The sequence below is a fragment of the Leifsonia sp. LS1 genome (assembly GCF_020521355.1).
Lineage (GTDB): Bacteria > Actinomycetota > Actinomycetes > Actinomycetales > Microbacteriaceae > Leifsonia.
Map to the genome: position 1 here is coordinate 556,896 of NZ_BPER01000001.1, position 23,766 is coordinate 580,661.

The following is a 23,766-nucleotide window of genomic DNA, read 5'->3' on the forward strand; positions in this document are numbered from 1 at the left end:
ACGTGACGTAACGAAAGGTTGCCCGCCGGACCGCCGGACCGCCGGACCGCCGGACCGCCGGACATCCGAAGGCGGCGTGGCACGCGGTCGGCGGAGGCGCGTCAGCCGAAGATCATCGGCCGGTCGTCGTCGTCCTCGGCGGCGGCCGTATCCGTCAGCTCCACGAGCACCGGAACGTGATCGCTCGGCGCATCGCCCTTGCGCTCCTCGCGGTGGATCGAGGCCGAGGCCACGCGGTCGGCGAAGGCCTGCGAGCCCAGGATGAAGTCGATCCGCAGGCCCTCGTTGCGGGGGAACCGAAGCTGCTTGTAATCCCAGTACGTGTAGCCGGTCGGAACGAGGGGGCGCACCACATCCGTCAGGCCCACGGCCTCGAAGGCCGAGAACGCGGAGCGCTCCGGCGGCGATATGTGCGTGGAGACGCCCGGGATCAGACTCGGGTCACCGACGTCCGAGTCGAGCGGCGCCACGTTCCAGTCGCCGGTCAGCGCGAGCGGGAGGCCCGGGTTCTCGGCCAGCCAGCGGCGCGTGTCCTCCGCGAGAGCGGCCAGCCAGTCGAGCTTGTAGTCGTAGTGCGGGTCGCCGAGGGCCCGTCCGTTCGGCACGTACAGGCTCCAGACGCGCACACCGTCGACGGTGGCGCCGATGGCACGCGCCTCCTTCGGCAGGTCCGGCCCCTCGTGGCCCTTGAGGAAGCCGGGCATGTCGCGGAAGCCGATCTGCACGTCCTCGAGGGGCAGACGGCTTGCGATGGCGACCCCGTTCCACTGGTTGAGGCCGTGCAGCACCACCTCGTAGCCCGCGTCCTCGAAGGGCGCGTACGGGAACTGCTCCGGCTTGCATTTGATCTCCTGCATGGCCAGCACATCGACGTCCTCGCGGACCAGCCAGTCGACCACCCGGCCGACACGGGTGCGGATGGAGTTGACGTTCCAGGTGGCGACACGCATGCACCGATCGTATCGAGAGGCCCGCCCCCATAGAATCGGGACGTGACCGACGCACGACAGCAGCTCATCGACTACATCTCGGCCGAGGCCGTCTTCCACGGGGACTTCACGCTCACGAGCGGGAAGAAGGCCACCTACTACGTCGATCTGCGCAAGGTCAGCCTCGACCACCGCGTCGCGCCGCTCATCGGCCAGGTCATGCTCGATCTGATCGCCGGCATCCCCGACGTCTCGGCCGTGGGCGGGATGACGATGGGAGCCGACCCGGTCGCCGCCGCCATCCTGCACCAGGGTGCCGCCCGCGGCGCCGGCTATGACGCGTTCGTCGTGCGCAAGGAGCCGAAGGACCACGGCCGCGGCAAGCAGGTCGAAGGCCCCGACCTCGAGGGCAAGCGCGTCGTCGTCCTTGAGGACACCTCCACCACCGGAGGCTCCCCGCTCAAGGCCGTCGAGGCCCTGAAGAAGGTGGGGGCCGAGATCGCCGCCGTCGCCGTCGTGGTCGACCGTGACACCGGCGCGCGCGAGGTCATCGAGGCCGCCGGCTACCCGTACTACGCCGCCATCGGCCTCAAGGACCTGGGGCTGGAGTAGTGGCCGACCACCGCGATCCCGGCACCGGGGACGGCGACGCCGAGGCGCCGCCGAGTTCCGCAGCGCCCGGCGCGGAGGAGGCCGAACCCGAGTTCGGAAGCAGCGAGTGGCTCCTCCGCGAGCTGGGAACGTCGGCCGAGGATGCGGCCACGGATTCGTCCTTCGAGGACGACGACGAGCTGGAGCCCGCGCCGCGCGGACGGCGACGGTGGCGCAGAGGGTCGACCGCTCCCGATGCCTCGGCTGAAGCGGATGCGGGCGCCGGCGACGAGGATACGCCCGGATCCGCCGAATCGACCGGACCGACCGTGTCGGCGATATCGTCGGCGTCGCCCGCCGAGTCGAGCCCGCCTGTCTCCCCGGTCGCCCCGGCCGGTTTCACCTGGCATCTGACACCCGGCACCGGCGCGGACCCGTTGGTCGCCGGGAACCCGGAGGCCCGGGCGCAACCCGGATCGAATCCCGCTCAGGATGCCGGATCGGGTTCGTCGGAACCCGCCGAGCCGGATCGTGAACCCACGCTGCAGGAACCGTCTGCACCCCTCATCCCTGCCCTCCCCGAGCCGTCGGTGACACCGGACCGGCCGGTGGTTCCGGAGCAGCCGGTTGTCGCGGAGCAGCCCGCGCTCCCGCAACCGCCGGTGTACACCCTTCCGGTCACAGGGCCGGCTGCCGAACCGACCGTGGAGGCCTCGCCCGCAGCGGAGCCGCCGTTGTTCACGGCGCCGGTGGCGGGGCCGCGCGCCGACGCGCCGGCGGAGCCGCCACTGTTCACCGCGCCGGTGACCGCGCCCTCGCACCGTGCACCGTCGGAACCGGCTCCGCCCGCCGCGGAGGCGTCCGCGACGGATGACGGCGCGCCGTCCTCCGAACCGCCGAGCTTCCTCGCTTCGCTCCGGATGCCGGAACCTCCGGAGTGGGATGACGCGTCGGCCAGTGCGCGCCGCGGCGCGCCCCCTGCGTCGGCCGACGCGCCCGAGCAGCCGGAGCCGTCCCCGGCCTCTCGTGAATCGGTCGCTCCTGAGGAGGCGCAGAGCCACGGCCTCGCCGCCCTGCTCGGGTACGGTCCACCCCCGTCCGATGCGCCGTCGTCGCGCTCGATCATCGGCGACACCACCGGGATCATCCCGATCGTGCGGGGGTCCGAACCGCCACCCGCGACGCCGGTCGTCCCGTCGCCTCCCGTCGCCACGCCGCCCCCGGAAGACGCCACGACCGCCACAACGCCTGCGGCCACGACGCCTACCGACACGACGCCCCCGCCTGCGGCAGCGCCGCTCTGGACGCCGACACAGCCGTTCGCACCCACGCCCGCGCCATCCGCGTTCGTCGCGCCCCAACCTCCCGCCGAGCCCGTACTTCCGCCGCCGCATCCGTCCGCGCTGTTCGAGCCCGCAGTCGACGGCGCGGATGTGCCGACCACGAAACTCGACACCGCGGAGATGGCCGCCCTGCTCGCGGCCCGAGCCGACGACCCGGATCCGCTGGCGTCGCCCGAGATCGCCCCGTCGACGGCGGCGACGGCCCCCACCGCGGTGTCGGAGCCGACCGCGGCACTGCCCCAGGACACGGTCACCGCCGACGACCCCGCGACGGGGGAGACGCCGACCGATGGCCCGGATGAACCGCAGTCCGGCAGTGCGGATCCCGGCGACGCGGACCCGGACGACGGCCTGGCCGCGCTCTTCGGTGAGGTCGCCGAGCCGGAGCCGGAGGCCCAACCGGAGCCGGCACTCGCGCCCGAGCCCGAGCCCGACCCGGAACTCGTTCCCGAGACGACTCCAGAGCCCGAAGCCGACGCGACCGCCGACCCCGCAGCACCCGCCGACCTCCCCGCCCCCGTCGAGCCCCCGCTGTTCCGGGAGTTCCCGCCCGTCGAGCCCAGCGCGGCCGTCGAGGGCCCGCAGTTCACGGAGCCCGTGACCGTGCCGCAGGAGACGCTGCCCGCTCCGGTCTTCGCCGCCGACCCGACGGTCGCGATCCCGTCCGCGGCCACACCGCCGACGGCGCCGCCCCCGGTCGACGGCGCGCCCACCACCGTGCTCCCTGGACCGCTCGCAGAACCCGCCGGCCCGGGCGCACCCGGCGCGGGCGACGGCTCGACACCCCCGTCCCGGCCGCGGGATCCGCGCAAGACCCGCGTGCTCTTCCTCGTCGCGGGCATTCTCGCGGTGATCCTCGTTCTCATCGGCCTGTTCGCCCTCGGCACGCGTCTGCCGTCGCTTTTCGGCGCCGCGTCGTCCACGGCGAAGGCGACGTCGGCCTCCACCCCGTCGAAGACGCCCACGCCGACGCCCACCCCGACCCCCACGGTCACGCCCAAGCCGGCGGCCCCCGCTGCGGCGGGCGTGCAGGCCTGGGATGTGCTCGGCGGCGGCGAGTGCATCGAGCCGTACACGACACCGTGGGCGGAGTCGTTCACGGTCGTGGACTGCGCGACGCCGCACACGGCGCAGATGGTCTACACGGGCATCCTGAACCCCGACATCGCGGCAGCCTATCCCGGTGCCGACGCCCTCGCGCAGCAGATCAACGGCCTGTGCACAGCCCCGGGCGTGATCGACCTGAACGCCGCGGGCGCATACACCGGGCTGCAGGTGCAGGGCACCTTCCCCGCGACGGAGGAGCAGTGGAAGGACGGACAGCGCTCCTACTACTGCTTCGCGAGCCGGTCGACGGGCGAGCCCATGACATCATCGGTGGCCGGGCCGGGCCCCGCGGCCTGATCGCCGGTCGTGGCGCTCACTCCGACCAGTCGGCCTCGTAGCGGCCGAGCGCCGTCGGCGGGTTGAGGGCCCGCGCGGACTCCAGCACGTCCTCCGCCTCGTCGTGACCGGGCATCGTCACGTTGACGACCACGGCGTCGCGGGCGGAGCCGGTACCGAAGAACCCTTCCGCGTCGAGGTCGGCGAGTGCGCCCGAGATCGCCTCGAACAGGGCCTCGTTCACGGCGCGGGGGCGGTCGTAGGGGTTGCCGAACGCGTCGAAGAGCTCCTCGACCTCGGCGAAGCCTGCGTCACCGAAGAGGTCGAAGGGCGAGTCGTTCTCCGCCCAGCGCAGCTCGTCCTCGGTGACGGTCATGCCGCGCGCGCCGTAGTGGTCGACCGTTCGACGGAGTCCCTCCACCGAAAGAGCCGTGGGGGCCGGGCGGTGCGCGAGCGGCGTCGTCCACAGCCCGAAGTAGTAGAACGACTCGGGGTGCTCACGCCGCAGCTCGGTCCACGCGCGGCGGGCGGCCTCCCGGATCGCGGAGCGGACGCGCGCGTAGGCGGCGGGGTGGTGCTCGAGGGTCACGCCGTCAAAGATCCGATTCCACGGGCTCGGTGGAGAGCAGTTCGCTGACGCCGCTCAGGATCTCGTCGGGCCGGAACGGGTAGCGGTCGATCTCGGCCTGATCGCTGATGCCGGTCAGCACCAGGATGGTGTGCAGTCCTGCCTCGATGCCCGCGACGACGTCGGTGTCCATCCGGTCGCCGATCATCGCCGTGTTCTCGGAGTGCGCGCCGATGCGGTTGAGGGCCGAGCGGAACATCATAGGGTTGGGCTTGCCCACGACGTAGGGCTCCATGCCGCCGGTCGCTTTGGTGATCATGGCGGTCACGGCTCCGGTCGCGGGCAGCGGGCCCTCGGCGCTCGGGCCGGTCGCGTCGGGGTTGGTCGAGATGAACCGCGCTCCGGCGCCGATGAGGCGGATGGCCTTGGTGATCGCGTCGAACGAGTAGCTGCGTGTCTCGCCGACGACGACGTAGTCGGGGTTCGTGTCGGTCATGATGAAGCCGGCCTCGTGCAGAGCGGTCGTCAGACCCGCCTCGCCGATCACGTAGGCGCTGCCGCCCGGCTTCTGCGACTTGAGGAAGTCGGCCGTGGCGAGGGCGGAGGTCCAGATCGACTCCTCCGGAACGTCCAGCCCGGAGGCGCGGAGACGGGCGGCGAGGTCGCGCGGGGTGTAGATGGAGTTGTTCGTGAGCACGAGGAACGGCGTGCCCCTGTCGCGCCACTGCTGGATCAGCTCGGAGGCGCCCGGCAGCGCCTTGTTTTCATGGACGAGCACACCATCCATGTCGGTGAGCCAGCATTCGATCTCGTCGCGTCGAGCCACGCAAACCCCTTTCGATGGACCGGACGCCACCAGCTTAGAGGTCGGGGCCGGGCGGCGGGCGGGCACTCAGCCTGTTCACGCCCGCCGCGGGGCGCGTTGCACGGATGCGCCGGGCGGACGGGTCGGGCGGACGGGTCAGGCGGACGCGTCGGGCCAGAGCCTTCGCCGTGAGCGGCGCGAACCCGTCCGGGCGATGGCGCCTCTGTCGAGCAGATGCGTGGCGCGCGACTACGCTGGCGGGGTGGATCAGCCCGGACCGTCGCACGAGCTCAGCACGCACGGCGTGGGCCCCTGGCCCGGCGACTGGCCGGCGGGCGAGCACTATGACCCCGAGCTGCTGCGCCACGGCGACACCCGCAATGTGATCGACCGCTACCGCTACTGGCGGATGGAGGCCATCGTCGCCGACCTCGACGAGCACCGGCATCCGTTCCATGTCGCCATCGAGAACTGGCAGCACGACATGAACATCGGCTCGATCGTGCGCAGCGCCAACGCGTTCGCCGCCGACACCGTGCACATCATCGGACGTCGGCGCTGGAACAAGCGCGGTGCCATGGTGACCGACAGGTACCAGCACGTCCGCCACCATGAGGACGTGGAGGGGTTCGTCGCCTGGACGCGGGAGGCCGGCCTCCCGATCATCGCGATTGACAACGTGCCCGGGTCGGTGCTCATCGAGACCTTCGCGCTCCCGCGGGAGTGCGTGCTGCTCTTCGGGCAGGAGGGCCCGGGGCTCTCGCAGCCCGCGATCGACGCGGCGGACGCCGTGGTCGAGATCTCGCAGTTCGGCTCCACCCGCTCGATCAACGCGTCGGCGGCGGCCGCCGTGGCCATGCACGCCTGGATCCTGCAGCACGTGCGCTTCTGACCTCCCACCCGCGTTTTGGTCCAAGAGTCGGGAATGGCGCGCCCTTTCCCGCGATTCGGTCCAAATCGCACGAGGCGAGGTGCGGCGCGTTTTGGTCCAAGAGTCGCGAATGGCGCGCCCGTTCCCGCGTTTTGGTCCAAATGTCGTGAGGAGGGCGGGCGCGCGCGAGAGGAGGGGGTCACCGGTTCTCGCGGCGCCAGACGATCTTGAGGCCGGACCAATCGGTCGAGAGGGCGGCGACCTTCACGTCGACAAGCCCGCGGTCGAGTGCGGCGTCGCGCAGGAGGTTCTCGTCGATGTCGCTCACGTGCCCGGCGGCCTTGCGCGGCCACGCCGCCCACAGCATCCCGTCCGGCCGGATGCGCGCGCCGAGCGCGTCGAGTTCGGCCAGGTACTCCGCCGCCTCGCGGTAGAACGCGAGCACCAGCCCGGCCGGGCCGTCATCGCGCGGAGGGAGCCATTCGATCGGTGCGGGGGCGTCCGGTGCGTCGAGGGGGATGCGCCAGCCGGCGTCCGCGTGCAGCAGCTGGGCGCGCATCCCGGGCTTCAGCCCGAGCTTCTTCCACAGCGGCGTGCCGGAGTAGCCGGCCGGGGTGCTCATCCCTCGCCCCGCCACCCCGAAGCCTCGGCGATGCGCTCGACGTCCGCCGGGCTGAGCACGTAGACCGGATCGCCGTCGTCCCCGGCGGGCGCCGTCACGAAGTGCGCGCGCACAGGCTCGTCGTCCGGGAGGTCGACCACCGCGAATCCCGAACCGCGAACCGCACGGTCGCCGGGCTCGGACCAGAGCACGTCGACGGTGTTCGCGACGGCCGGGGCGACGACGAGCGGGATGTACCCCGGGTCCGTCTCGGTCGCGAGCGCGTGGTGGTAGTGGCCGGCCAGGATCGCGCGGACGTCGCCGTCGCGGCACGCCTCCAGGAGGGGGTCCGGGTCCACCAGCCGCAGGCTCTCGAAGAGCCCGGTCGTCGGCGGCGTCGGCGGGTGGTGCAGCACGACGACGGTTCCGTGCTCGGCCGACTCCGACAGGACCTCGCGCAGCCGCTCCAGCTGCTCCTCGTCGATCGACCCGTACCCGGCGCCCGTCACCGTGGAGTCGACGGTCACGATCCGCAGCCCGCGCACCTCCACGACGGTCTCGCGCTCCCCGAGGACCTCCTCGAACGGCTCCGGGAGGTCGTGGTTGCCGATCGCGTACACGACCTGCGCACCCCGCTCGGCCGCCCACGGCTCGAGCATCCCGGAGAGGATCCGGTACGACTCGGCCGACCCGTCGTCGGAGAGGTCGCCGGAGACGACGACCGCATCGACAGCGCCCAGCGACCCCGCGCGCTCGAGCACCCGCTCGAGCGCGATGCGCGTGTCCACGAGGCCGTAGTGCAGGGTCCCGTCGCCGAAGAGGTGGGTATCGCTGAGGTGCAGGATGCGGTGGGAGGCGGTCACGCGCCGAGCCTAGCGCGCACCGGTGACGGGGCCGGGCGACCGGCGGACCGTCAGCGGATCGGCGCGCCTACCCGATCAGCGACGGCCGCAGGTCGCGCAGCGTGCGGAAGTGCGTCATCCGCGTCACCCCGATCGCCGCCAGCAGCAGAGCGATCAGCAGCCAGAGACCGAGCACGCCCGCGTCCGCCCAGGCCGTCGCCGGGTTGCCGCCGTACATCAGCTGGCGTATCCCGTCGACGGCGTAGGACATCGGGAGCACGTGGTGCAGCGCGGCCAACGGCCCGGGCAGCGTCTGCCAGGGGAATGTGCCTCCGGCGGTCACCAGCTGGAGCACCATCAGCACCAGGCCGAGGAACTGTCCGACGCTGCCCAGCCACACGTTGAGCGTCAGGATGATCGCCGCGAAGGTCAGGGACGCCAGCGCCATCAGCCCGTACATCCCGACCGGGTTGTCGATGCGGAAGCCGAGCGCCCCCGCGACGATCGCGAACAGGCCGACCATCTGGATCGCGCCCAGCAGGCCCGGCGTGAGCCAGCCCGCGAGCGTGATCTTGACCGGCGAGTGGAGGGCCGTGATCGCCCGGCGCGAGACGGGCTTCACGATCAGGAACAGCGCGTAGATGCCGATCCAGCCGGCCAGGGCGACGAAGAACGGCGCGAGCCCGGCACCGTAGGTCCCGGCGGAGGTGATGCTGTCGTTCTTGAGGTTGACCGGGTCGGAGATGGTCGACGCCTGCTTCTTCTGCAGCTCGGGGGAGTTGTCCGGGATCTGCTTCACGCCGTCCTGGAGGCCGTTGCTCAGTGTCGTGGTGCCGTCGTGGAGTGTCGTGAGGCCGTCGCGCAGCTGGGCGGCGCCGGAGGCCGCGGAGCCGGCGCCGGTCGCCAGCTGCTCGGCACCGGCCTGCGCCTGGGCGGATCCGCTGGCGACCTGGGAGGCGCCGCTCGCGACTTGGTCGGCTCCGGCGGAGAGCTGGTTCACCTGCCCGACTGCTGCCTGGATCTGGCTGTTGCCCGACTGCACCTTGGTGTCGATGTCGCCGAGGGCGGTCTGCACCTGCTGGATGATGGCCGGGTCGACGCCGTCGGCCTGGAGCTGGGCGATCAGCTTCTGGCCGACCGCGGGGGCGTCCGCCGCGAGCTGCGCGGCGGCCTGCCCGGCTTCGTTGGCCTTGGCCGCGAGCTGCTGGTTGCCGGCAGCGACCTGCGCCGCCCCGTCACTCACCTTCTGGGCGCCGGAGGTGAGCTGCCCGAGGGATCCGGCCAGGGTCTGCGACCCGCTCGACAGCTGCGCCGTGCCGTCCGCGAGCGCGGAAGCCCCCGACTGCGCGGTGGCGCTGCCGTCCACGAGCTGGTTGGCGCCGTCCGCCGCCTTCACGAGACTCGAGCGGATGTCCGCGAGGCCGAGGAGGAACTGCTCCGCCGCCTGCTGGTTCACCTGCTTGACGATGGAGGTGCGGATCTTCTCGGCCGCCTGTGTGCCGATCGTCGACGCCAGGTAGCTGTTGGTGTCGTTGGTCGTCAGCGTGACGATTGCGCGGCGCGGGCTGTCGCCCGAGGCGGAGGCGAGCGCCTCGGAGAAGTCGGACGGGAACGTGATGCTGAAGTCGTACTTCGAGTCGTCGACACCGCTCGCCGCGGATCCCGACTCCACGCGCTTCCAGTCGAACGAGCCGTCCTCGATGAGCTGGTCGGCCACCTGGTCGCCGTAATTGACAGTCTTGCCGTCGACGCTCGCGCCGGTGTCGTCCACGACGATCGCCGCCGGGATCTTGTTGAGGTTGGCGTACGGGTTCTGGTTGGCCCACAGGTACAGGCCGCCGTAGAGCACGGGCACGGCCATGAGCGCGATGAGCGCCACGATGGCCATCGGGTTGGCCGTCAGGCGGCGGAACTCCGCCGCGATCATCTGCGGGATCTTCATGCGTTCTCCACGATCAGGTCGGGAAGGTCGTCGGTGTCGTCGTGGCCCGGGTCCTCGTCGAAGGTCGCGGGGCCGGTCGTCGGAGCGGTCTCGTCGAGTCGCGAGACGAGGGAGGCGGCGGCGATGGCCGCGGCGGACGCGTCGCCCGCCACCACGAGCACGGCGATGCCGCGACCGGCGAGTTCGCGCGCGAACGTCCACCATTCGGTCGGGTCGCCGCCGTGCCGGTCGGGTGAGACGATCACGAGACCGTCCACCCCCTCCCGCATCAGCGCCAGCTCGGCGAGGAGGCGGATGCGCACGGTGGGCGGCACCGTGCCGATCGCCCAGCGCGCGTACTCGGAGGCGCCGAGCTCGTTCAGCCGCTTGTTGGCGGCGATCGGGTGGGAGGCGCGTCCCGCGAACATCAGCTCCTCCGCCACGATTCCGGCGACGGTGACGTCGGCGGCGGGCTCGCAGACGTCGGGGGCGTCGATGAGGGCGATCCGGCGCCGCATGGTGCGGTAGTCCGTCGTTCCGTCGATGGTCACCACCCCGGCGTCCGGGCGCATCCGGCCCGAGGCGATCAGCCCGAGCACGGTGGGGCGCTGCTCGGTCTCGGCGCGGGCGAGCACGGCCTGACCGGTGGCGTAGGCGACGGTGGTCGGCGGGAGGGCGGCGTTGCGCGGCCCCTTCGCGACGGAGTCGAGTGCGATCTTCAACGGGTCTCCTCGGGTGCCGCGTCCTGTTCGGGTGTGCCGCCCTGCTCCGGGACGAACGCGAGTTCGGGTGTGCTGTCGATGAGTGCGTCGGCCTCCTGCCAGCCCAGCCCGGCGGCGCCGAGGCCGGCGAGCATGACCAGCCGGTGCCCGGCGGCGCGGGAGAGTCCGGCGCGGGTGGCCTCGTCGAGCACGGCGACGGCCGCGTTCTCGATGAGCCGGGTGACGGTCTCGCGGTCGAGGTCGGTGCGCACCTGACCGGCGGCCATCCCCCGCTCGACCGTGGAGCGGAGGCGCTCGCGGGCCGGGTCGAGGGCGGTGGCGACCATGTGCCGGTGCGGCCCGCGCACGGCGAGAGCCGCGCTGACCCGGATGTGCTCGACCTCGGCCCACAGGGTCGCTCCGAACAGCGCGATCTCGACGCGGGCGTCGGGATGCGACACCGGGTCGAGCAGCGCCGCCAGCCGGGCGGCGCCGCGCGTGAACACGTCGACCAGCAGGTCGTCGCGGTTGGCGAAGTGCCCGTAGAGCGCGCGGCGGCTGAGGCCGGCGCGCGCGGCGATGGTCTCGAGGGAGGCGTCGATGTCCTCGTTCAGGGCCGCCGCCGCGGCGACGAGGAGGGCCTCCCGATTCGCGGCGGCATCGCGTCGCGGCGCGCGGGTGGAGGGAGCGGACATGCGCCCATCCTACGCTTCTTGCACACCACTGTGCAACTTATCGCGCTGCATCCGCCCGCCGAAGTTCACGACGGTGCGCTCATTTCGCCGAAATGAGCGCAAGAACGTGAACTTCGGCGCACGGGCTACGCGGGGGGAGCGGGGGTGGGGGTGCGGGGGCGGGGGTGTCAGGTCGACGCGCGCACGACCAGGCGGGGAGGGGAGACGGGGAGCAGCCCGTGATCGAGGCCGAGGGCGAGGGCGGCGGCGTGGGCACCCAGCTCGCGGCCCGAATGGTGGACGGAGGTGAGGGGCACGACCGCCGAGATCGCATCGTCGATATCGTCGTATCCGATGATCGCGAGGTCCTGAGGGATGCGGAGGCCGCGGCGGAGTGCCGCCGTCTGGAGCGCCAGCGCCAGGAGATCGTTGGCGCAGATCGCAGCGGTCGCGCCGCCGAGATCGTCGAGCAGTTGCTCGGCGGCCCGGAGGCGTGAGGCCATGTCGTTGCCCGCTGCGTCGAAGCGCACGATCTCGATCGCGATGCCCGCGTCTCGGGCGGCCTCCTGGATGCCGTCGAGGCGCTCCGCGATCTGGGGCGCGGCGCCCGGGCCCCCGAAGAACACGCAGTGCCGGTGCCCTCGGTCGAGCAGATGCTGCATGGCGAGATACCCGGCGAGCGGGTTGTCGATGTTCACCGAGATGTACTCGTCCGAGTGCGAGCCGACGAGGACCACTCGTGCGCCGCTGTCCTTGACCAGCTGCAACGGCTCCCCTTCGGCGGTCATCGCCATCGTGATCGCGCCGGCCACGCGCATCTCGGCGAGCACCTGGGCGAAGCGCTGTTCACGGTCGAGGTCGCCGTCGGTGTTGCAGGTGATCACGATGTGGCCGTGCTCCAGTGCCACGTCCTCGATGCCTCGGCTCACCTCTGCGAGGAACGGGTTGGACAGATCGGGCACGAGGAACGCCAATGCGGGGCTCCGCGCGCCTTGCATCACCCGCACGGCTGCGTTCGGGATGAAGCCGAGCTCGTCGATCGCGGCGCGGATCCGTTCCGCGGTGGCGGGCGCGATCGGCTTCGTGTCGTTGAGGAAGTTCGACACCGTGCCGATGGAGACGGCCGCGCGCTCGGCGACGTCGCGGATGCTGGATCGTGCCGACACGTGGCCCCCTCTCTGCGGCGGGCCCGTTCCGAGCATCCGCACGTTGACAGGATAGCCGCCTCGGTGAAATGATTCACCACATCGTCGGTGAAATGGTTCACCGTCGCACGCGCAGTCCGTTCGAAGGAGAACAATGACGACACTCGCCCCGACCGATCTGACCCCCTCGGTGCGTGACCGCATCCAGGGCTGCTGGCTCGGCAAAGCCGTGGGAGGAACCCTCGGGCAGACCTTCGAAGGGCTGTCCGGGCCGATCGACGCCGACTTCTACTTCCCGGTGCCGGACGAGATGGTCCCGAACGACGACCTCGACCTGCAGGTCGTCTATGCGGCGGTGCTCGACGCGCTGGAGGAGCCCCGCGTCGACCGTCACATCCTCGCCGACGCCTGGCGCAAGCACGTGCTCTTCCCCTGGAACGAGTACGGCGTCGCGGTGCGCAACCTCGCGGAAGGGCTGGAGCCGCCCTACACCGGCTCCTACGACAACTGGTTCACCTGCGGAGAGGGTGCGGCGATCCGGTCGGAGATCTGGGCCTGCCTGGCGCCCGGCGACCCCGATCTCGCGGCCGCCTACGCCTACGAGGACGCCTGCTTCGACCACGACGGCGACGGTGTCTACGCGGCCCAGTTCCTCGCCCGCCTCCAGTCGCTCGCCTTCGTCGAGTCCGACACCGACGCGCTCATCGACGGCGCCCTCGCCGGAATCCCCGCCGACAGCGGCATCGCCGCCGTCGTCGTCGACACGCGACGCTGGGCGCGGGAGCACGACGACTGGCGCGATGTCCGTGCGCTCATCGTCGAGAAGTACGGCAGCCAGGACTTCACCGACGTGCGCCAGAACACGGGCTTCGTCATCCTGGGCTGGCTGCACGGCCGCGACTTCTCGGAGGCCATCCTCATCACCAACAACTGCGGCGAGGACTGCGACAGCTCGACGGCCTCGGTGGGCGCGCTGCTCGGCATCCTGGACCCCGGCGGTATCGACGATCGCTGGCTCGCGCCGATCGGCAGCGACCTCGTGCTCAACTCGGAGATCGTCGACCTGGAGCACCCCTCCACCCTCGACGACTTCACCGATCTGGTCCTCAGGCTCGGACGCCGTCTCGGTGGCGTCGCACCCCGTGCGACGAGCGCACCGTTCGACCCGGCGACCCACCGCATCCCCGTGCGCCTCTCTCACTTCAACACGGTGTACTCACCGGAGCGGTGGAACCAGCGCGACCAGTCCGAGCTGCCGCAGATCGGTGGGCCTCTCCCCGCACTCGACTATGCGGACGGAAGCCTTCCGGGCACTTGGGTGCGCAAGCCCCGGACCGAGTTCGACGACCGCCTCCTCATGGTCGAGTACGCGCTCGACGGGCGCGGCCGGCGGGACGTGCGACTGATGGTCAACAGCACCGAGGACTACCGCGTGTGGATCGACGGCGAGTTCCTCCACGGAGCGCAAGGCAGCGTGTTGTTCTTCCCTGCACCCCACATGGCGCCCGTCGGCCAGTATGTCGACTTCGAGCTCGCGGAGGGCGCGCACACCCTCTCGATCGCGTTCAAGCGCCCGCCGCAGCATCGGGACGCCGCCGAATGGGTGGTCGCCCTCGTCGAGCGCCCGAGCATGCTCTGGATCGAGAACGCGCTCCGCCCCTGAACCGACCCCTCGCACCATCCCCTACAACGAAGTAATGGAGACAGCATGGAATCCCGCACCCGCAAGTGGCTCACCCGGGCGGTCGCGGCCGCCGCAGCGGCGACCGTGGCGATCGGCGGCATGACCGCCTGCTCGTCGAGCGGATCGTCCGACGGCTCCGGAGGCAAGACGACCGTCAACTGGTGGTCGTGGAACCCGGACGACACCCAGGACAAGCAGTGGATCACGGCGTTCGAGAAGGAGCACCCGGACATCACGATCAAGCACCGCTTCATCCAGTACAGCGACTACGTCAACGCCGTTCGCCTTGCCGCGACCAGCAACTCCGGCCCTGACGTGTTCGGCCTGCAGGTCGGGGCGCTGACCACGCAGTTCGCCCCGCTCGCCTCCGACCTCGCCCCGCTCGCCGCCAAGAACATCGGGGCCGACTGGAAGGACCGACTGCTCGAGACCCAGCAGCTCGCCGTCGACGGCAAGCAGGTCGGCCTCCCGTGGATGATCACCGGAGGAGGCCTCCTCTGGTACAACAAGGGCATCCTCGACCAGGCCGGGGTGCAGCCGCCCACCACGCTCGCCGAGTGGAAGGACGCCTGCGCGAAGATCACCCAGCTCGGCAAGACCTGCTTCGTCCAGGGCGCGAAAGACGATTGGGTCAACATCGACGTCTATCAGTCGATCGTCAACCAGATCACGCCCGGCACCTTCTACAAGGCCGTCCTGGGCACGGCGAAGTTCGACAGCGCCGATTTCGTGAAGGCGTTCGAGGTCTGGAAGCAGCTCTTCGACGACGGCATCGTCCAGCCGGGCGCCCTCGGCCAGACCGAGTACCCGGACGTGAACGACATGTTCAGCAAGGGCGACGCGGCGATGATCGCACTGGGCACGTGGAACGACGACCACATGACGAAGCCGACCCTCGCCTCCCTCGCGCCGACGTACGGCGATCAGATCACGTCCCAGGTGTTCGTGCCCACCGCCTTCCCCGACGTGGTCGGCGGCGCCAAGGAGACCGGCCGGCTCTTCGGCGGGCCGGACGTCGGCTGGGCCATCTCGGCCAAGAGCAAGGTCAAGGATGCGGCCTTCGCACTCGTGCAGTGGCTGACCTCGAGCAAGACGGCCCAGACCATGATCGCGAAGACCCTGCAGACCCCGGCGCTGAAGTCGGTGCCCGTCGACGCGAGCGAGCTGGCGGCGCCCGATGTGCAGAAGCCCGCGCTGGAGGATCAGGCGAAGCAGATCACGAACCTGATCGGCGCTCGGCAGATCCAGGACGCCGACGTGCAGACAGCACTCGGCCAGGCGCTCTCGTCCGTCGCAAGCGGTCAGATGAGCCCGGAGGACGCTGCGGCCAGCGTCCAGAAGGCCATCGACGCCATCGCGAAATAGTCGTCACCGGATCAGGAAGGACGGGGTGCCCGCGCAGGCGGGCACCCCTCGGAAAAGCACATGACAACGAGGACCGTCATCGAACGCCCGCCCCGCGCCGAACCGGCGCCTCCGGATGGCTCGCGGGCGCCCAAGCGCCGCACGGCCGCGGTCCGCACCATCGGGCAGCGTCCGCTCACACCCTGGCTGTACATCCTTCCCGCGCTCCTCCTGGTGGTCGGGATCATCTATGTCGGCATCGGCTACACGGGATGGGTCTCCACCCTCGACTGGAACGGCATCGACGACAGCCAGAAGCAGGTCGGCTTCGGCAACTATGTCGCCATCGCGCAGGATCCGGTGTTCTGGACCGCTGTCGGCCACGTCGCGATCTTCGGCGTGATCACCGTGCTCGTCCAGATGGTGCTGGGACTCACGATGGCCGTTCTGCTCGCCAGCGATTCCGTGCGGGGCCGCGCCCTCTACAAGATCGTGATGTTCCTCCCGGTCGTGCTCGCTCCCGCTGCCGTTGCGACCGCGTTCCGCGAGATCATGAGCCCGGACGGTGCGCTCAATCAGCTCCTCCGGTCGGTCGGCATCGACGCGCACACGGCCTGGCTGGCCGATCCGAACATCGCGCTCTACTCGATCGCCGCCATCAACATCTGGCAGTGGACGGGCTTCAGCTTCCTGCTCTATCAGGCCGCCATCTCGCAGCTGGACCAGAGCCTGTTCGAGGCGGCGGCCATCGACGGTGCGGGTGGCCTGCAGATCGTCCGGCGGATCCTGCTTCCGCAGCTCAAGGGCACGCACGCGACCCTGGCGTTGACGGGGTGCATCGGTGCGTTGAAGACCTTCGACCTGGTGTATCTGACAACCGGGGGAGGTCCCGGTCGCAGCACCGAGTTCCTCACCACCTACATCTACAAGCAGGTCGTGGAGCAGTACCACGCGGGTTACTCCGCGGCGCTCTCGATCCTCCTGCTCGTGATCGCCCTCATCCTCACCTCGATCCAGATCCGCGCCTACCGCTTCGGAGAGGACTGACATGTTCGGACGCCCCACCACACTCTCCCGCGTCGTCTGCCAGCTCGCGGCGACCCTGATCGCCCTCCCCTTCCTCCTGCCGCTCGTGGCCATCGTCGCGAAGTCGTTCGACGGGGAGGGTGCGGCGGCGAACTATCTGGCCGTTCTGACCAAGACGCCGTTCCTGCAATCGATGGGCAACAGCCTCGTCATCTCGGCGGGGGTCATCGTGCTCGTCTACGTCTTCACGATGCTCGCCGCGTACGCCTTCGGCAAGATGCAGTTCCCGGCCAAGAAGCTCGTCTTCAATGCCATCCTGGTCGGGCTCGTCCTCCCGACGATCGCGCTGATCGTGCCGCTGTTCGTCATGGTCCAGCGACTGGACCTGTTCAACAACTATCTGGCGGTCATCATCCCTCTGGCGACGACGATCGTGCCGTTCACCCTCCTGCTGACCCGCAACTACATCGCCGGGATCCCCGAGGAGGTGCTCGAGGCCGCTCGCATCGACGGCTGCAACAGCTTCTCGGCGCTGGTCAGGATCGTCCTACCTCTCGCGAAGCCGATCACAGCGGTCCTGATCGTGTGGACCTTCCTGCAGGCATGGAACGAGTTCTTCCTTCCCCTGCTCTTCCTGCCGGATCCGTCCATGCAGACCGTGACGACGATCCCGCTCTACTTCACGAGCACCTACGGTTCGGATCAGCCCAAGATCTTCGCCGCCCTCGTGCTGATCTGCCTCCCGATCGTGATCGCCTACCTGAGCCTGCAGAAGTTCTTCGAGAAGGGACTGTCGGCGGGGGCGATCAAATAGGCCGCCCCGCAGACCCCTCCGACGGCCCCCGCACACGGGTCGCGATAGGATCGAGTGCAGCGGTCGTCCTGTGACGCACCGGTGCGCCCATCCATCGAGAGGACGTGGACAGTGCCCGCGATCGTGATCATCGGCGCCCAGTGGGGCGACGAAGGCAAAGGCAAAGCGACCGACCTCCTCGGCAGCCGCATCGACTACGTGGTCAAGTTCAACGGCGGCAACAACGCCGGGCACACGGTCGTCGTCGGGAACGAGAAGTACGCGCTTCACCTGCTGCCGTCGGGGATCCTGACCGAGGGTGTCACCCCGGTCATCGCCAACGGCGTGGTGGTCGACATCGAGGTGCTCTTCGAGGAGCTGGACGGGCTCATCGCCCGCGGGGTCGACGTGTCGCGGCTCAAGGTGTCCTCCAATGCCCACGTGATCACGCAGTACCACCGCACCATCGACAAGGTGACCGAGCGCTTCCTCGGCAAGCGCCAGATCGGCACGACGGGTCGCGGCATCGGACCGACCTACGCCGACAAGATCAACCGTGTCGGCATCCGCATCCAGGACCTCTTCGACGAGAACATCCTGCGCCAGAAGGTCGAGGGCGCCCTCGACCAGAAGAACCACCTGCTGGTGAAGGTGTACAACCGTCGCGCGATCTCGGTGGACGAGATCGTGGAGCAGCTGCTGAGCTACGCCGAGCGCCTGCGCCCCATGGTCGTGGACTCCTCCCTGCTGCTGCACCGCGCGCTGGAGGACGGCAAATACGTGCTCTTCGAGGGCGGCCAGGCCACCATGCTCGACGTCGACCACGGCACCTACCCGTTCGTCACCTCCTCCAGTTCGACCTCGGGAGGCGCGGCCATCGGCTCCGGCATCGGCCCGAACCGCATCGACCGCGTCATCGGCATCGTCAAGGCGTACACGACCCGCGTCGGTGCGGGTCCGTTCCCGACCGAGCTGTTCGACGAGTGGGGCGAGTTCCTGCGCGAGCGCGGATTCGAGTTCGGCACCACGACCGGCCGCCCGCGCCGCACCGGCTGGTACGACGCGCCCGTCGCGCGCTACACCGCCCGCATCAACGGTGTGACGGATTTCGTTCTGACCAAGCTCGATACGCTCACCGGCATCGAGCGCATCCCGGTCTGCGTCGCTTACGACGTCGACGGCGTGCGCGTGGACGAGGTCCCCGCGTCGCAGAGCGACTTCCACCACGCCACCCCGATCTACGAGGAGTTCCCGGGCTGGACCGAGGACATCAGCGGTGCCCGCACTTTCGAGGAGCTGCCGAAGAACGCCCAGGACTACGTCCTCGCGCTCGAGAAGATGTCCGGCGCCCGCATCTCGGCGATCGGCGTCGGCCCGGCGCGCGACGAGATCGTCGTCCGCCACGACCTGATCGACTGAGCGCCGCGCTCAATCGGCGGCAGCGCCCACCTCGCCGGGCAATTCCGGAGATCCTTGCCGCCCGCGGCGATGCCTCCGGAGTTCCGGTGACGTGAGTGGCGTGTCGGTCGGTGTCTCCGGAGTTACGGATCGGCCTGGCTGTGTGTGAGCCGGCCGCGGTGCGGTGACAGAGGACTCCGGAATTCCGGAGGCTCAGGTCGACACGCCGCTCAGTACTCCGTCCGCACGGAGATCGAGGTCGGCCGAGCAAACATCTCCGGATCTGCTCGGTCGGGCGGGTGAGTAGGTGGGCGCGCGGACGGGACGGCGCGCGCGGCGCGTCAGAACCAGGTGCTGAGGCGCGGCGGCACCGCCGTGCGGAACAGCGCGTCCAGCGCGGCGACGTCGCCCTCGATGCGGCCGGCGACGGCGAGCGCGCGGGCGAAGTCGTGCCCGAGGTACACGCTGCCGAGGGAGGCCACCGGCAGGGTGACGTCGGGGGCGTCGCTGGTCTCGCTGACGGTCGCGGCGCCGTCCGTCACCGTGAGACGGTAGCGGCCGGCGGCGAAACCGAGGTCATCCGTCACGTCGAGCACCAGCTCGCCGTCGCGCTCGTACCGGCGGGCGGTCAGAGCGGCGGGGACGTCGAGGATGCGCACCCAGAGGTGGTCCTGCACGCTGGCGACCGCCGCGCCGCGCAGATCGGACACGAGGGCGGGCAGGGGCTCGTCGACACCTCGTGTCCAGGCGCGGACCTCCGAGACGAGGTCCATCTCGAGGAGGAACCGCCACAGCGCCCTGAGAGCCGCGTCGGTCGTCGCTGCGAGGTGGTTGACCTCCACGGTGTGCCGCACGAAGTCGTCGTGCGCCTTCAGCGCGAAGCTGACGAAGCCCTCCGGGTCTCCCGACGGGGAGTCGTAGCGGACGAGGCGGAAGCGGTCGGGGTGGTCGCTGCCCTTCAGCGGGCCGATCAGACGCTCGGCCAGGTACGGCGAGAGGCCGATCTCACCGGGGCGCGCGGCCATCGCGGCGTCGAGGACGGCGAGACCGGTCTCGCGGTACGCGTCGGGCTCGGTGAACGAGAGGCGTCCGCCGGTCGCGCCGCCCGCCCAGCGCACGCGCTTGGTGTCGACGCGCCACTCGGCGGAGAAGGTGGCCGGGCCGAAGCCCCAGCGGCCGTAGATCACCGACTCCGAGACGGTGAGGATCGCGAGCGGGACGCCGAGACGGTGCGCGGTGCGCAGCTCGCCGCCGAGCAGGGCGCGGGCGATGCCGCGGCGCCGGTGAGTGGGCGAGACCGTCACCGAGCTGATGGCCCAGCTGTCGAGGCGCACGCCGCCGGGCACGGTCAGCGGGGCGATCCACGAGTTCACGGTCCCGACGGGCTCGGCCGTCGGAGCGTCGTCGTCGTACACCGCGGTGGTGCGCCGGTCGGCCAGGTGCCCGCGCGACTCCTCCAGCACCTCCTTCGAGGGCGCGCCGCCGTGGAAGCCGCGGAAGTCGGCACGGATCCAGCCGTCGAACGCGTCGGCGTCGGAGGTGTCGACGAGCGCCAGGCGCAGACCAGCATCCTCGACCTCGTGGGCGGACTGCTCGTCGACGGGCGCGTTCTCGTAGCTCTGGTTCACCTCTCCACCGTACTCACCGGGCCCGGGAGGCCGCGAGGGGCGCCCTCCGCCGGTCCGACCTCCTCCTCCATCGCGAGGATGACCTCCATCGACCGGGATGACGCCGTCGTCCGATGCGCATCCGCCGCACGCTGACGAGCATGGAGACATGACCGCATCGCCCTCCGCCTCCCCTCCGGCCTCCTCGCCCGCGCTCAGCGCCGCGGGCCTCACCAAGTCGTACGGCTCCGCCATCGCGCTCGCCGGAGTCGACGTCGCCATCGCATTCGGCGAGTCCGTCGCGATCATGGGGGCGTCCGGTTCGGGCAAGACCACCCTGCTGCACTGCCTCGCCGGCATCGTACGGCCGGACGCGGGATCGGTGGTGCTCTCCACCCCGCACGGACCGCTCCAGGTGACGGGCCTGGGCGACGCCGAGCGTTCCCGGCTGCGGCGCGAGGCGTTCGGCTTCGTCTTCCAGCAGGGGCTGCTGCTGCCCGAGCTCACGGCGATCGAGAACGTCGCCCTCCCGCTCATGCTCGCCGGGGTCCCGCGCGCCGGCGCCGAGCAGAACGCCGCTAACTGGCTCGCCGCCCTGGGGTTGGCGGGCCTCGAGCAGCGTCGGATCGGCCAGCTGTCCGGCGGTCAGGCGCAGCGCGTCGCGATCGCGCGCTCCCAGGTGGGCGGTGCCGCCGTCGTGTTCGCCGACGAGCCGACCGGCGCGCTCGACTCCCGCACCTCCGCCGAGGTGATGGATGCGCTCATCGGCTCCACGACCGGCCGGGGGCGCAGCCTCGTCGTCGTCACGCACGACGACGAGGTGGCGGCCCGGTGCTCGCGGGTGCTGCGGCTGGCGGACGGTCGCATCGTCGACGAGGTGCGCACGCCTACGGAGGGATCCCGATGACCACCCTCCGCCTCGCGTGGCTGTTCGCCCGCCGCGGCGCCACGGACCGCTCCACCATCCTGCTGCCCATCATCGCCTTCGCCGTGGTGACGGCGTTGCTGCTGATCGTCGCGGGCGGCGCGCAGACCTTCCTGTCCGACCCGCTCTATCTGGCGCTCGCGGTCATCGCGCTCGCCCTGCTGGTCGTCCCGCTGATCGCGCTGGGCGGCTCGGCGGCCCGCCTCTCCGCGCGTCGCCGCGACGACCGCCTCGCCGGTCTCCGCCTGCTCGGCGCGACGACCGCCACCGTCGCGGCGCTGACCGTCATCGAGTCGACCGTGCTCGCCGTGGCCGGTGCGCTCGTCGGCGTGGTGCTCGCGCTGGTCACCGCACCGCTCGTCGGGCTCATCCCGTTCCGCGGCGAGCCGCTCGGGATGTCCGTGCTGCTCGCCCCGGGCTGGATCGCGCTCGCCGTCGCGGGCGTCGGCGTGCTGGCCGCGCTCAGCGCCGTGGTCGGCCTGCGGCAGGTGGTGCTCTCGCCCCTCGGCGTGCGCACCCGGCAGGACGCACCGCGCATGCACTGGCTGCGTGCCGTGATCGCGGTCGCCGTCGTCGCTGCGGTGTACGCCGCGATGAGCGCTCTCGGCGCGCTGGACGGCATGGCGATCATCATCGCCGTGCTCGGCGCCGGCTTCGGCGGGACGATCGCGGTGCTCAACCTGGTCGGCCCGTGGGCGCTGCGCCTGCTCGCCACGCGCCAGGCCCGCCGCGCGCGAACCCCGCGCCGCCTCCTCGCCGCCCGCACCGTGCTGGAGTCGCCGAAGGCGGCGTGGCGGCAGGTCTCCGGCGTCGCGATGACGAGCTTCATGGCGGTGTTCGCGGGGGTCGGCGTCGCCCTGCTCGGCTCCGTCGGCGACGCGGATCCCGAGACGCTCCAGCTCGCGACGGATGTGCGCACGGGCGTCCTCATCACCGTGATCGCGTCCTTCCTCATGGTCGCGTGCTCGGCGGGCGTCAACCAGGCGGCGGCCATCCTCGACCGACGGGACCTCTACGTGAGCCTCGACCGGCTCGGGATGCCGGTGAGCGAGATGAACGCCGCCCGCGGCCGCGCGGTGCTGTCGCCGCTGCGCATCACGACGGTGGGCTCCGCGCTCGTCGCCGGGGTCGTGGTCTTCCCGCTCGCCGGCCTCAGCCTGCTGATCGCACCCGCGAGCATCGCGGTGATCGTCGGGTGCCTCGCCGCGGGTTTCGCGCTGGTCTGGCTTGCTCTCCTCGCGACCCGGCCCGTGCTCACCCGGGTGCTCGCCGAGCCGTCGCCGAGTCTCTGAGCGGAGTCGTGGGGCGCGCTCGGTCTCAGCCCGCGAACCGGTAGGGTCGGAGCATGGGTGACACAGAGTCCGACGCGGCCGTCGAGCGGCTGCGCAGCATCCGGCAGAGCATCGACAACATCGACGCGGCGGTCATCCACATGCTGGCGGAACGCTTCAAGTTCACCCAGCAGGTCGGCGCGCTGAAGGCCGAGCACGGGCTCCCCCCGGCCGACCCGGAACGTGAGCGCGAGCAGATCCAGAGGCTGCGCGCCCTTGCGGAGGAGAGCCACCTCGACCCGGCGTTCGCGGAGAAGTTCCTGGGCTTCATCATCGCCGAGGTCATCCACCACCACGAGCGCATCGCGACCGAGAACGGCCGCTGACCGTGGTGTGGGATCCGACAGCGCTGCCGGACGCCCTCGGCCGCACCATCGTCATCACCGGCGGCAACGCCGGCGTCGGGTACTTCACGGGCGAGCAACTGGCCAGGGCCGGAGCGCGGGTCGTGCTCGCCTGCCGTGACCCCGAGCGCGCGGAGGCCGCCGTCTCCGCCATCCGGCGCCGCGTGCCGGGCTCCCGCGTGGAGGCCATGCCTCTCGATCTGACCGACCGCGGCTCGATCGACGCGGCCGCCGAGCAGCTGCGCGAGCGGGAGCGGGTGGATGCGCTGGTCCTGAACGCCGGCATCGTGCACCCGCCCCGGGAGCGGCAGACCGATGCGGTCGGCAACGAACTCGTGCTCTCCACCAACGTGATCGGCCACGTCCGCCTCGTGGCGGGCGTGCTCTCGGCTCTGCAGCGCACGGGCGGAGCGCGCATCGTCTCGCTCGGGTCGCTCGCCACCCGCTTGGGCCGCCTCCGGCTGGACGACCTCCAGCTGGAGCGCTCCTACACTTCATGGCGGGCGTACGCCGGCTCGAAGATCGCCGGGCAGGCCTTCGGCTTCGAGCTGGACCGGAGGCTGCGGGCATCCGGCAGCGACGTGACCAGCCTGGTTGTCCATCCCGGATACTCGACCTCCGGCCGCACGCCGGGCATCCGCGGGGTCAATCAGCCGAGCCGCGCCACGCGGTTCGTCGACAACCTGCAGGCGGCGTGGACGCAGGGCAAGGATCACGGCGCCTGGGCGCCGGTGCGGGCCGTGCTCGATCCGCAGCTCACCGGCGAGGACTACCTCGGACCGGTCGGCCGTACGAAGGGCATCCCGACCCACGCGCATCCCACGCGCGAATCCCGCTCGCCGCGGGTGGGCACCCGGCTGTGGCCCCTGTTGGAGCAGGCCGCCGGTGTGGAACTGGGGCTCGGCTGAGGGCGGTGGAGGCTCCGCGCTGACGCGCGGTG

22 protein-coding genes are annotated in these 23,766 nt (G+C 71.0%); 12 read left to right on the forward strand and 10 right to left on the reverse strand.

From position 1 onward, the window contains the following. Positions 1 to 101: 101 nt before the first annotated feature. Positions 102 to 950 carry an exodeoxyribonuclease III gene (locus tag LLS1_RS02675; RefSeq protein ID WP_223358297.1) on the reverse strand — a complete coding sequence of 283 codons (849 nt, stop codon included), beginning with the start codon at positions 948 to 950 and terminating at the stop codon, positions 102 to 104. A gap of 42 nt (positions 951 to 992) precedes the next feature. On the opposite strand from LLS1_RS02675, the gene pyrE reads away from it, so the two are divergent. Together pyrE and LLS1_RS02685 are read left to right on the forward strand one after the other, a co-directional pair. After that, positions 993 to 1,541 carry an orotate phosphoribosyltransferase gene (gene pyrE, locus LLS1_RS02680; protein ID WP_223358296.1) on the forward strand — a complete coding sequence of 183 codons (549 nt, stop codon included), beginning with the start codon at positions 993 to 995 and terminating at the stop codon, positions 1,539 to 1,541. Then, positions 1,541 to 4,267 (forward strand): septum formation family protein, encoded by a 2,727-nt coding sequence (locus LLS1_RS02685; protein WP_226653480.1) that lies wholly within the window; start codon positions 1,541 to 1,543, stop codon positions 4,265 to 4,267. The genes pyrE and LLS1_RS02685 overlap by 1 nt, the downstream gene beginning before the upstream one ends. A gap of 16 nt (positions 4,268 to 4,283) precedes the next feature. On the opposite strand, the gene LLS1_RS02690 is transcribed toward LLS1_RS02685, so the two are convergent. After that, complete coding sequence (locus LLS1_RS02690; protein WP_226653481.1) at positions 4,284 to 4,835, reverse strand: DUF4303 domain-containing protein; 552 nt, start codon at positions 4,833 to 4,835, stop codon at positions 4,284 to 4,286. A gap of 4 nt (positions 4,836 to 4,839) precedes the next feature. Then, the gene (locus LLS1_RS02695) at positions 4,840 to 5,640 is read right to left on the reverse strand and encodes an HAD-IIA family hydrolase (RefSeq protein ID WP_223358293.1); all 801 of its coding nucleotides are present in this window, start codon (positions 5,638 to 5,640) and stop codon (positions 4,840 to 4,842) included. A gap of 193 nt (positions 5,641 to 5,833) precedes the next feature. Between LLS1_RS02695 and LLS1_RS02700 the strand changes: the two genes are divergently transcribed. After that, positions 5,834 to 6,511: a TrmH family RNA methyltransferase gene (locus LLS1_RS02700; protein WP_374758229.1), complete on the forward strand. Its 678-nt coding sequence runs from the start codon at positions 5,834 to 5,836 to the stop codon at positions 6,509 to 6,511. Between the two features lie 178 nt (positions 6,512 to 6,689). Here the strand turns inward: LLS1_RS02700 and LLS1_RS02705 are convergent, their stop codons facing one another. The 6 genes from LLS1_RS02705 to LLS1_RS02730 form a co-directional block, all read right to left on the reverse strand. After that, the gene (locus LLS1_RS02705; RefSeq protein WP_226653483.1) at positions 6,690 to 7,112 is read right to left on the reverse strand and encodes a DUF3052 domain-containing protein; all 423 of its coding nucleotides are present in this window, start codon (positions 7,110 to 7,112) and stop codon (positions 6,690 to 6,692) included. Then, complete coding sequence (locus LLS1_RS02710) at positions 7,109 to 7,954, reverse strand: metallophosphoesterase (protein WP_226653484.1); 846 nt, start codon at positions 7,952 to 7,954, stop codon at positions 7,109 to 7,111. Before LLS1_RS02710 ends, LLS1_RS02705 begins: the two co-directional genes overlap by 4 nt. A gap of 67 nt (positions 7,955 to 8,021) precedes the next feature. Beyond that, positions 8,022 to 9,875: a YhgE/Pip family protein gene (locus tag LLS1_RS02715; RefSeq protein ID WP_226653485.1), complete on the reverse strand. Its 1,854-nt coding sequence runs from the start codon at positions 9,873 to 9,875 to the stop codon at positions 8,022 to 8,024. Then, a complete protein-coding gene (locus LLS1_RS02720) occupies positions 9,872 to 10,576 on the reverse strand; it encodes a hypothetical protein (RefSeq protein WP_226653486.1) in 705 nt (234 codons plus the stop codon). Before LLS1_RS02720 ends, LLS1_RS02715 begins: the two co-directional genes overlap by 4 nt. After that, positions 10,573 to 11,250, reverse strand: coding sequence for a TetR/AcrR family transcriptional regulator (locus LLS1_RS02725; protein WP_226653487.1), 678 nt, complete (start codon positions 11,248 to 11,250; stop codon positions 10,573 to 10,575). Before LLS1_RS02725 ends, LLS1_RS02720 begins: the two co-directional genes overlap by 4 nt. Positions 11,251 to 11,417: 167 nt before the next feature. Next, positions 11,418 to 12,395: a LacI family DNA-binding transcriptional regulator gene (locus LLS1_RS02730; RefSeq protein ID WP_226653488.1), complete on the reverse strand. Its 978-nt coding sequence runs from the start codon at positions 12,393 to 12,395 to the stop codon at positions 11,418 to 11,420. Positions 12,396 to 12,528: 133 nt separating this feature from the next. Here LLS1_RS02730 and LLS1_RS02735 point away from each other — a divergent pair, with 133 nt between their 5' ends. The 5 genes from LLS1_RS02735 (at position 12,529) to LLS1_RS02755 (ending at position 18,640) form a co-directional block, all read left to right on the forward strand. Then, positions 12,529 to 14,037, forward strand: coding sequence for an ADP-ribosylglycohydrolase family protein (locus LLS1_RS02735; RefSeq protein ID WP_226653489.1), 1,509 nt, complete (start codon positions 12,529 to 12,531; stop codon positions 14,035 to 14,037). Between the two features lie 45 nt (positions 14,038 to 14,082). After that, positions 14,083 to 15,423: an ABC transporter substrate-binding protein gene (locus tag LLS1_RS02740; protein ID WP_226653490.1), complete on the forward strand. Its 1,341-nt coding sequence runs from the start codon at positions 14,083 to 14,085 to the stop codon at positions 15,421 to 15,423. Between the two features lie 60 nt (positions 15,424 to 15,483). Next, entirely contained in the window at positions 15,484 to 16,449 is a 966-nt protein-coding gene (locus tag LLS1_RS02745) for a carbohydrate ABC transporter permease (RefSeq protein WP_226653491.1), read from the forward strand. A gap of 1 nt (position 16,450) precedes the next feature. After that, on the forward strand, positions 16,451 to 17,242 hold the full coding sequence (locus LLS1_RS02750; protein ID WP_226653492.1) for a carbohydrate ABC transporter permease: 792 nt from the start codon (positions 16,451 to 16,453) through the stop codon (positions 17,240 to 17,242). A 111-nt stretch (positions 17,243 to 17,353) separates the two neighbouring features. Beyond that, complete coding sequence (locus LLS1_RS02755; protein ID WP_226653493.1) at positions 17,354 to 18,640, forward strand: adenylosuccinate synthase; 1,287 nt, start codon at positions 17,354 to 17,356, stop codon at positions 18,638 to 18,640. 320 nt (positions 18,641 to 18,960) lie between these two features. Here LLS1_RS02755 and LLS1_RS02760 read toward each other — a convergent pair whose 3' ends face one another. Beyond that, a complete protein-coding gene (locus tag LLS1_RS02760) occupies positions 18,961 to 20,247 on the reverse strand; it encodes a GNAT family N-acetyltransferase (protein WP_226653494.1) in 1,287 nt (428 codons plus the stop codon). Positions 20,248 to 20,395: 148 nt separating this feature from the next. Between LLS1_RS02760 and LLS1_RS02765 the strand changes: the two genes are divergently transcribed. The 4 genes from LLS1_RS02765 to LLS1_RS02780 are packed head-to-tail and all read left to right on the forward strand — an operon-like array spanning position 20,396 to position 23,734. Then, positions 20,396 to 21,133 (forward strand): ABC transporter ATP-binding protein, encoded by a 738-nt coding sequence (locus LLS1_RS02765; RefSeq protein WP_223358278.1) that lies wholly within the window; start codon positions 20,396 to 20,398, stop codon positions 21,131 to 21,133. After that, positions 21,130 to 22,443 carry an FtsX-like permease family protein gene (locus LLS1_RS02770; protein ID WP_226653495.1) on the forward strand — a complete coding sequence of 438 codons (1,314 nt, stop codon included), beginning with the start codon at positions 21,130 to 21,132 and terminating at the stop codon, positions 22,441 to 22,443. The genes LLS1_RS02765 and LLS1_RS02770 overlap by 4 nt, the downstream gene beginning before the upstream one ends. A gap of 53 nt (positions 22,444 to 22,496) precedes the next feature. Further along, positions 22,497 to 22,808, forward strand: coding sequence for a chorismate mutase (locus LLS1_RS02775; RefSeq protein ID WP_223358276.1), 312 nt, complete (start codon positions 22,497 to 22,499; stop codon positions 22,806 to 22,808). Positions 22,809 to 22,813: 5 nt separating this feature from the next. Then, a complete protein-coding gene (locus LLS1_RS02780) occupies positions 22,814 to 23,734 on the forward strand; it encodes an SDR family NAD(P)-dependent oxidoreductase (protein WP_226653496.1) in 921 nt (306 codons plus the stop codon). Positions 23,735 to 23,766 lie beyond the last annotated feature (32 nt).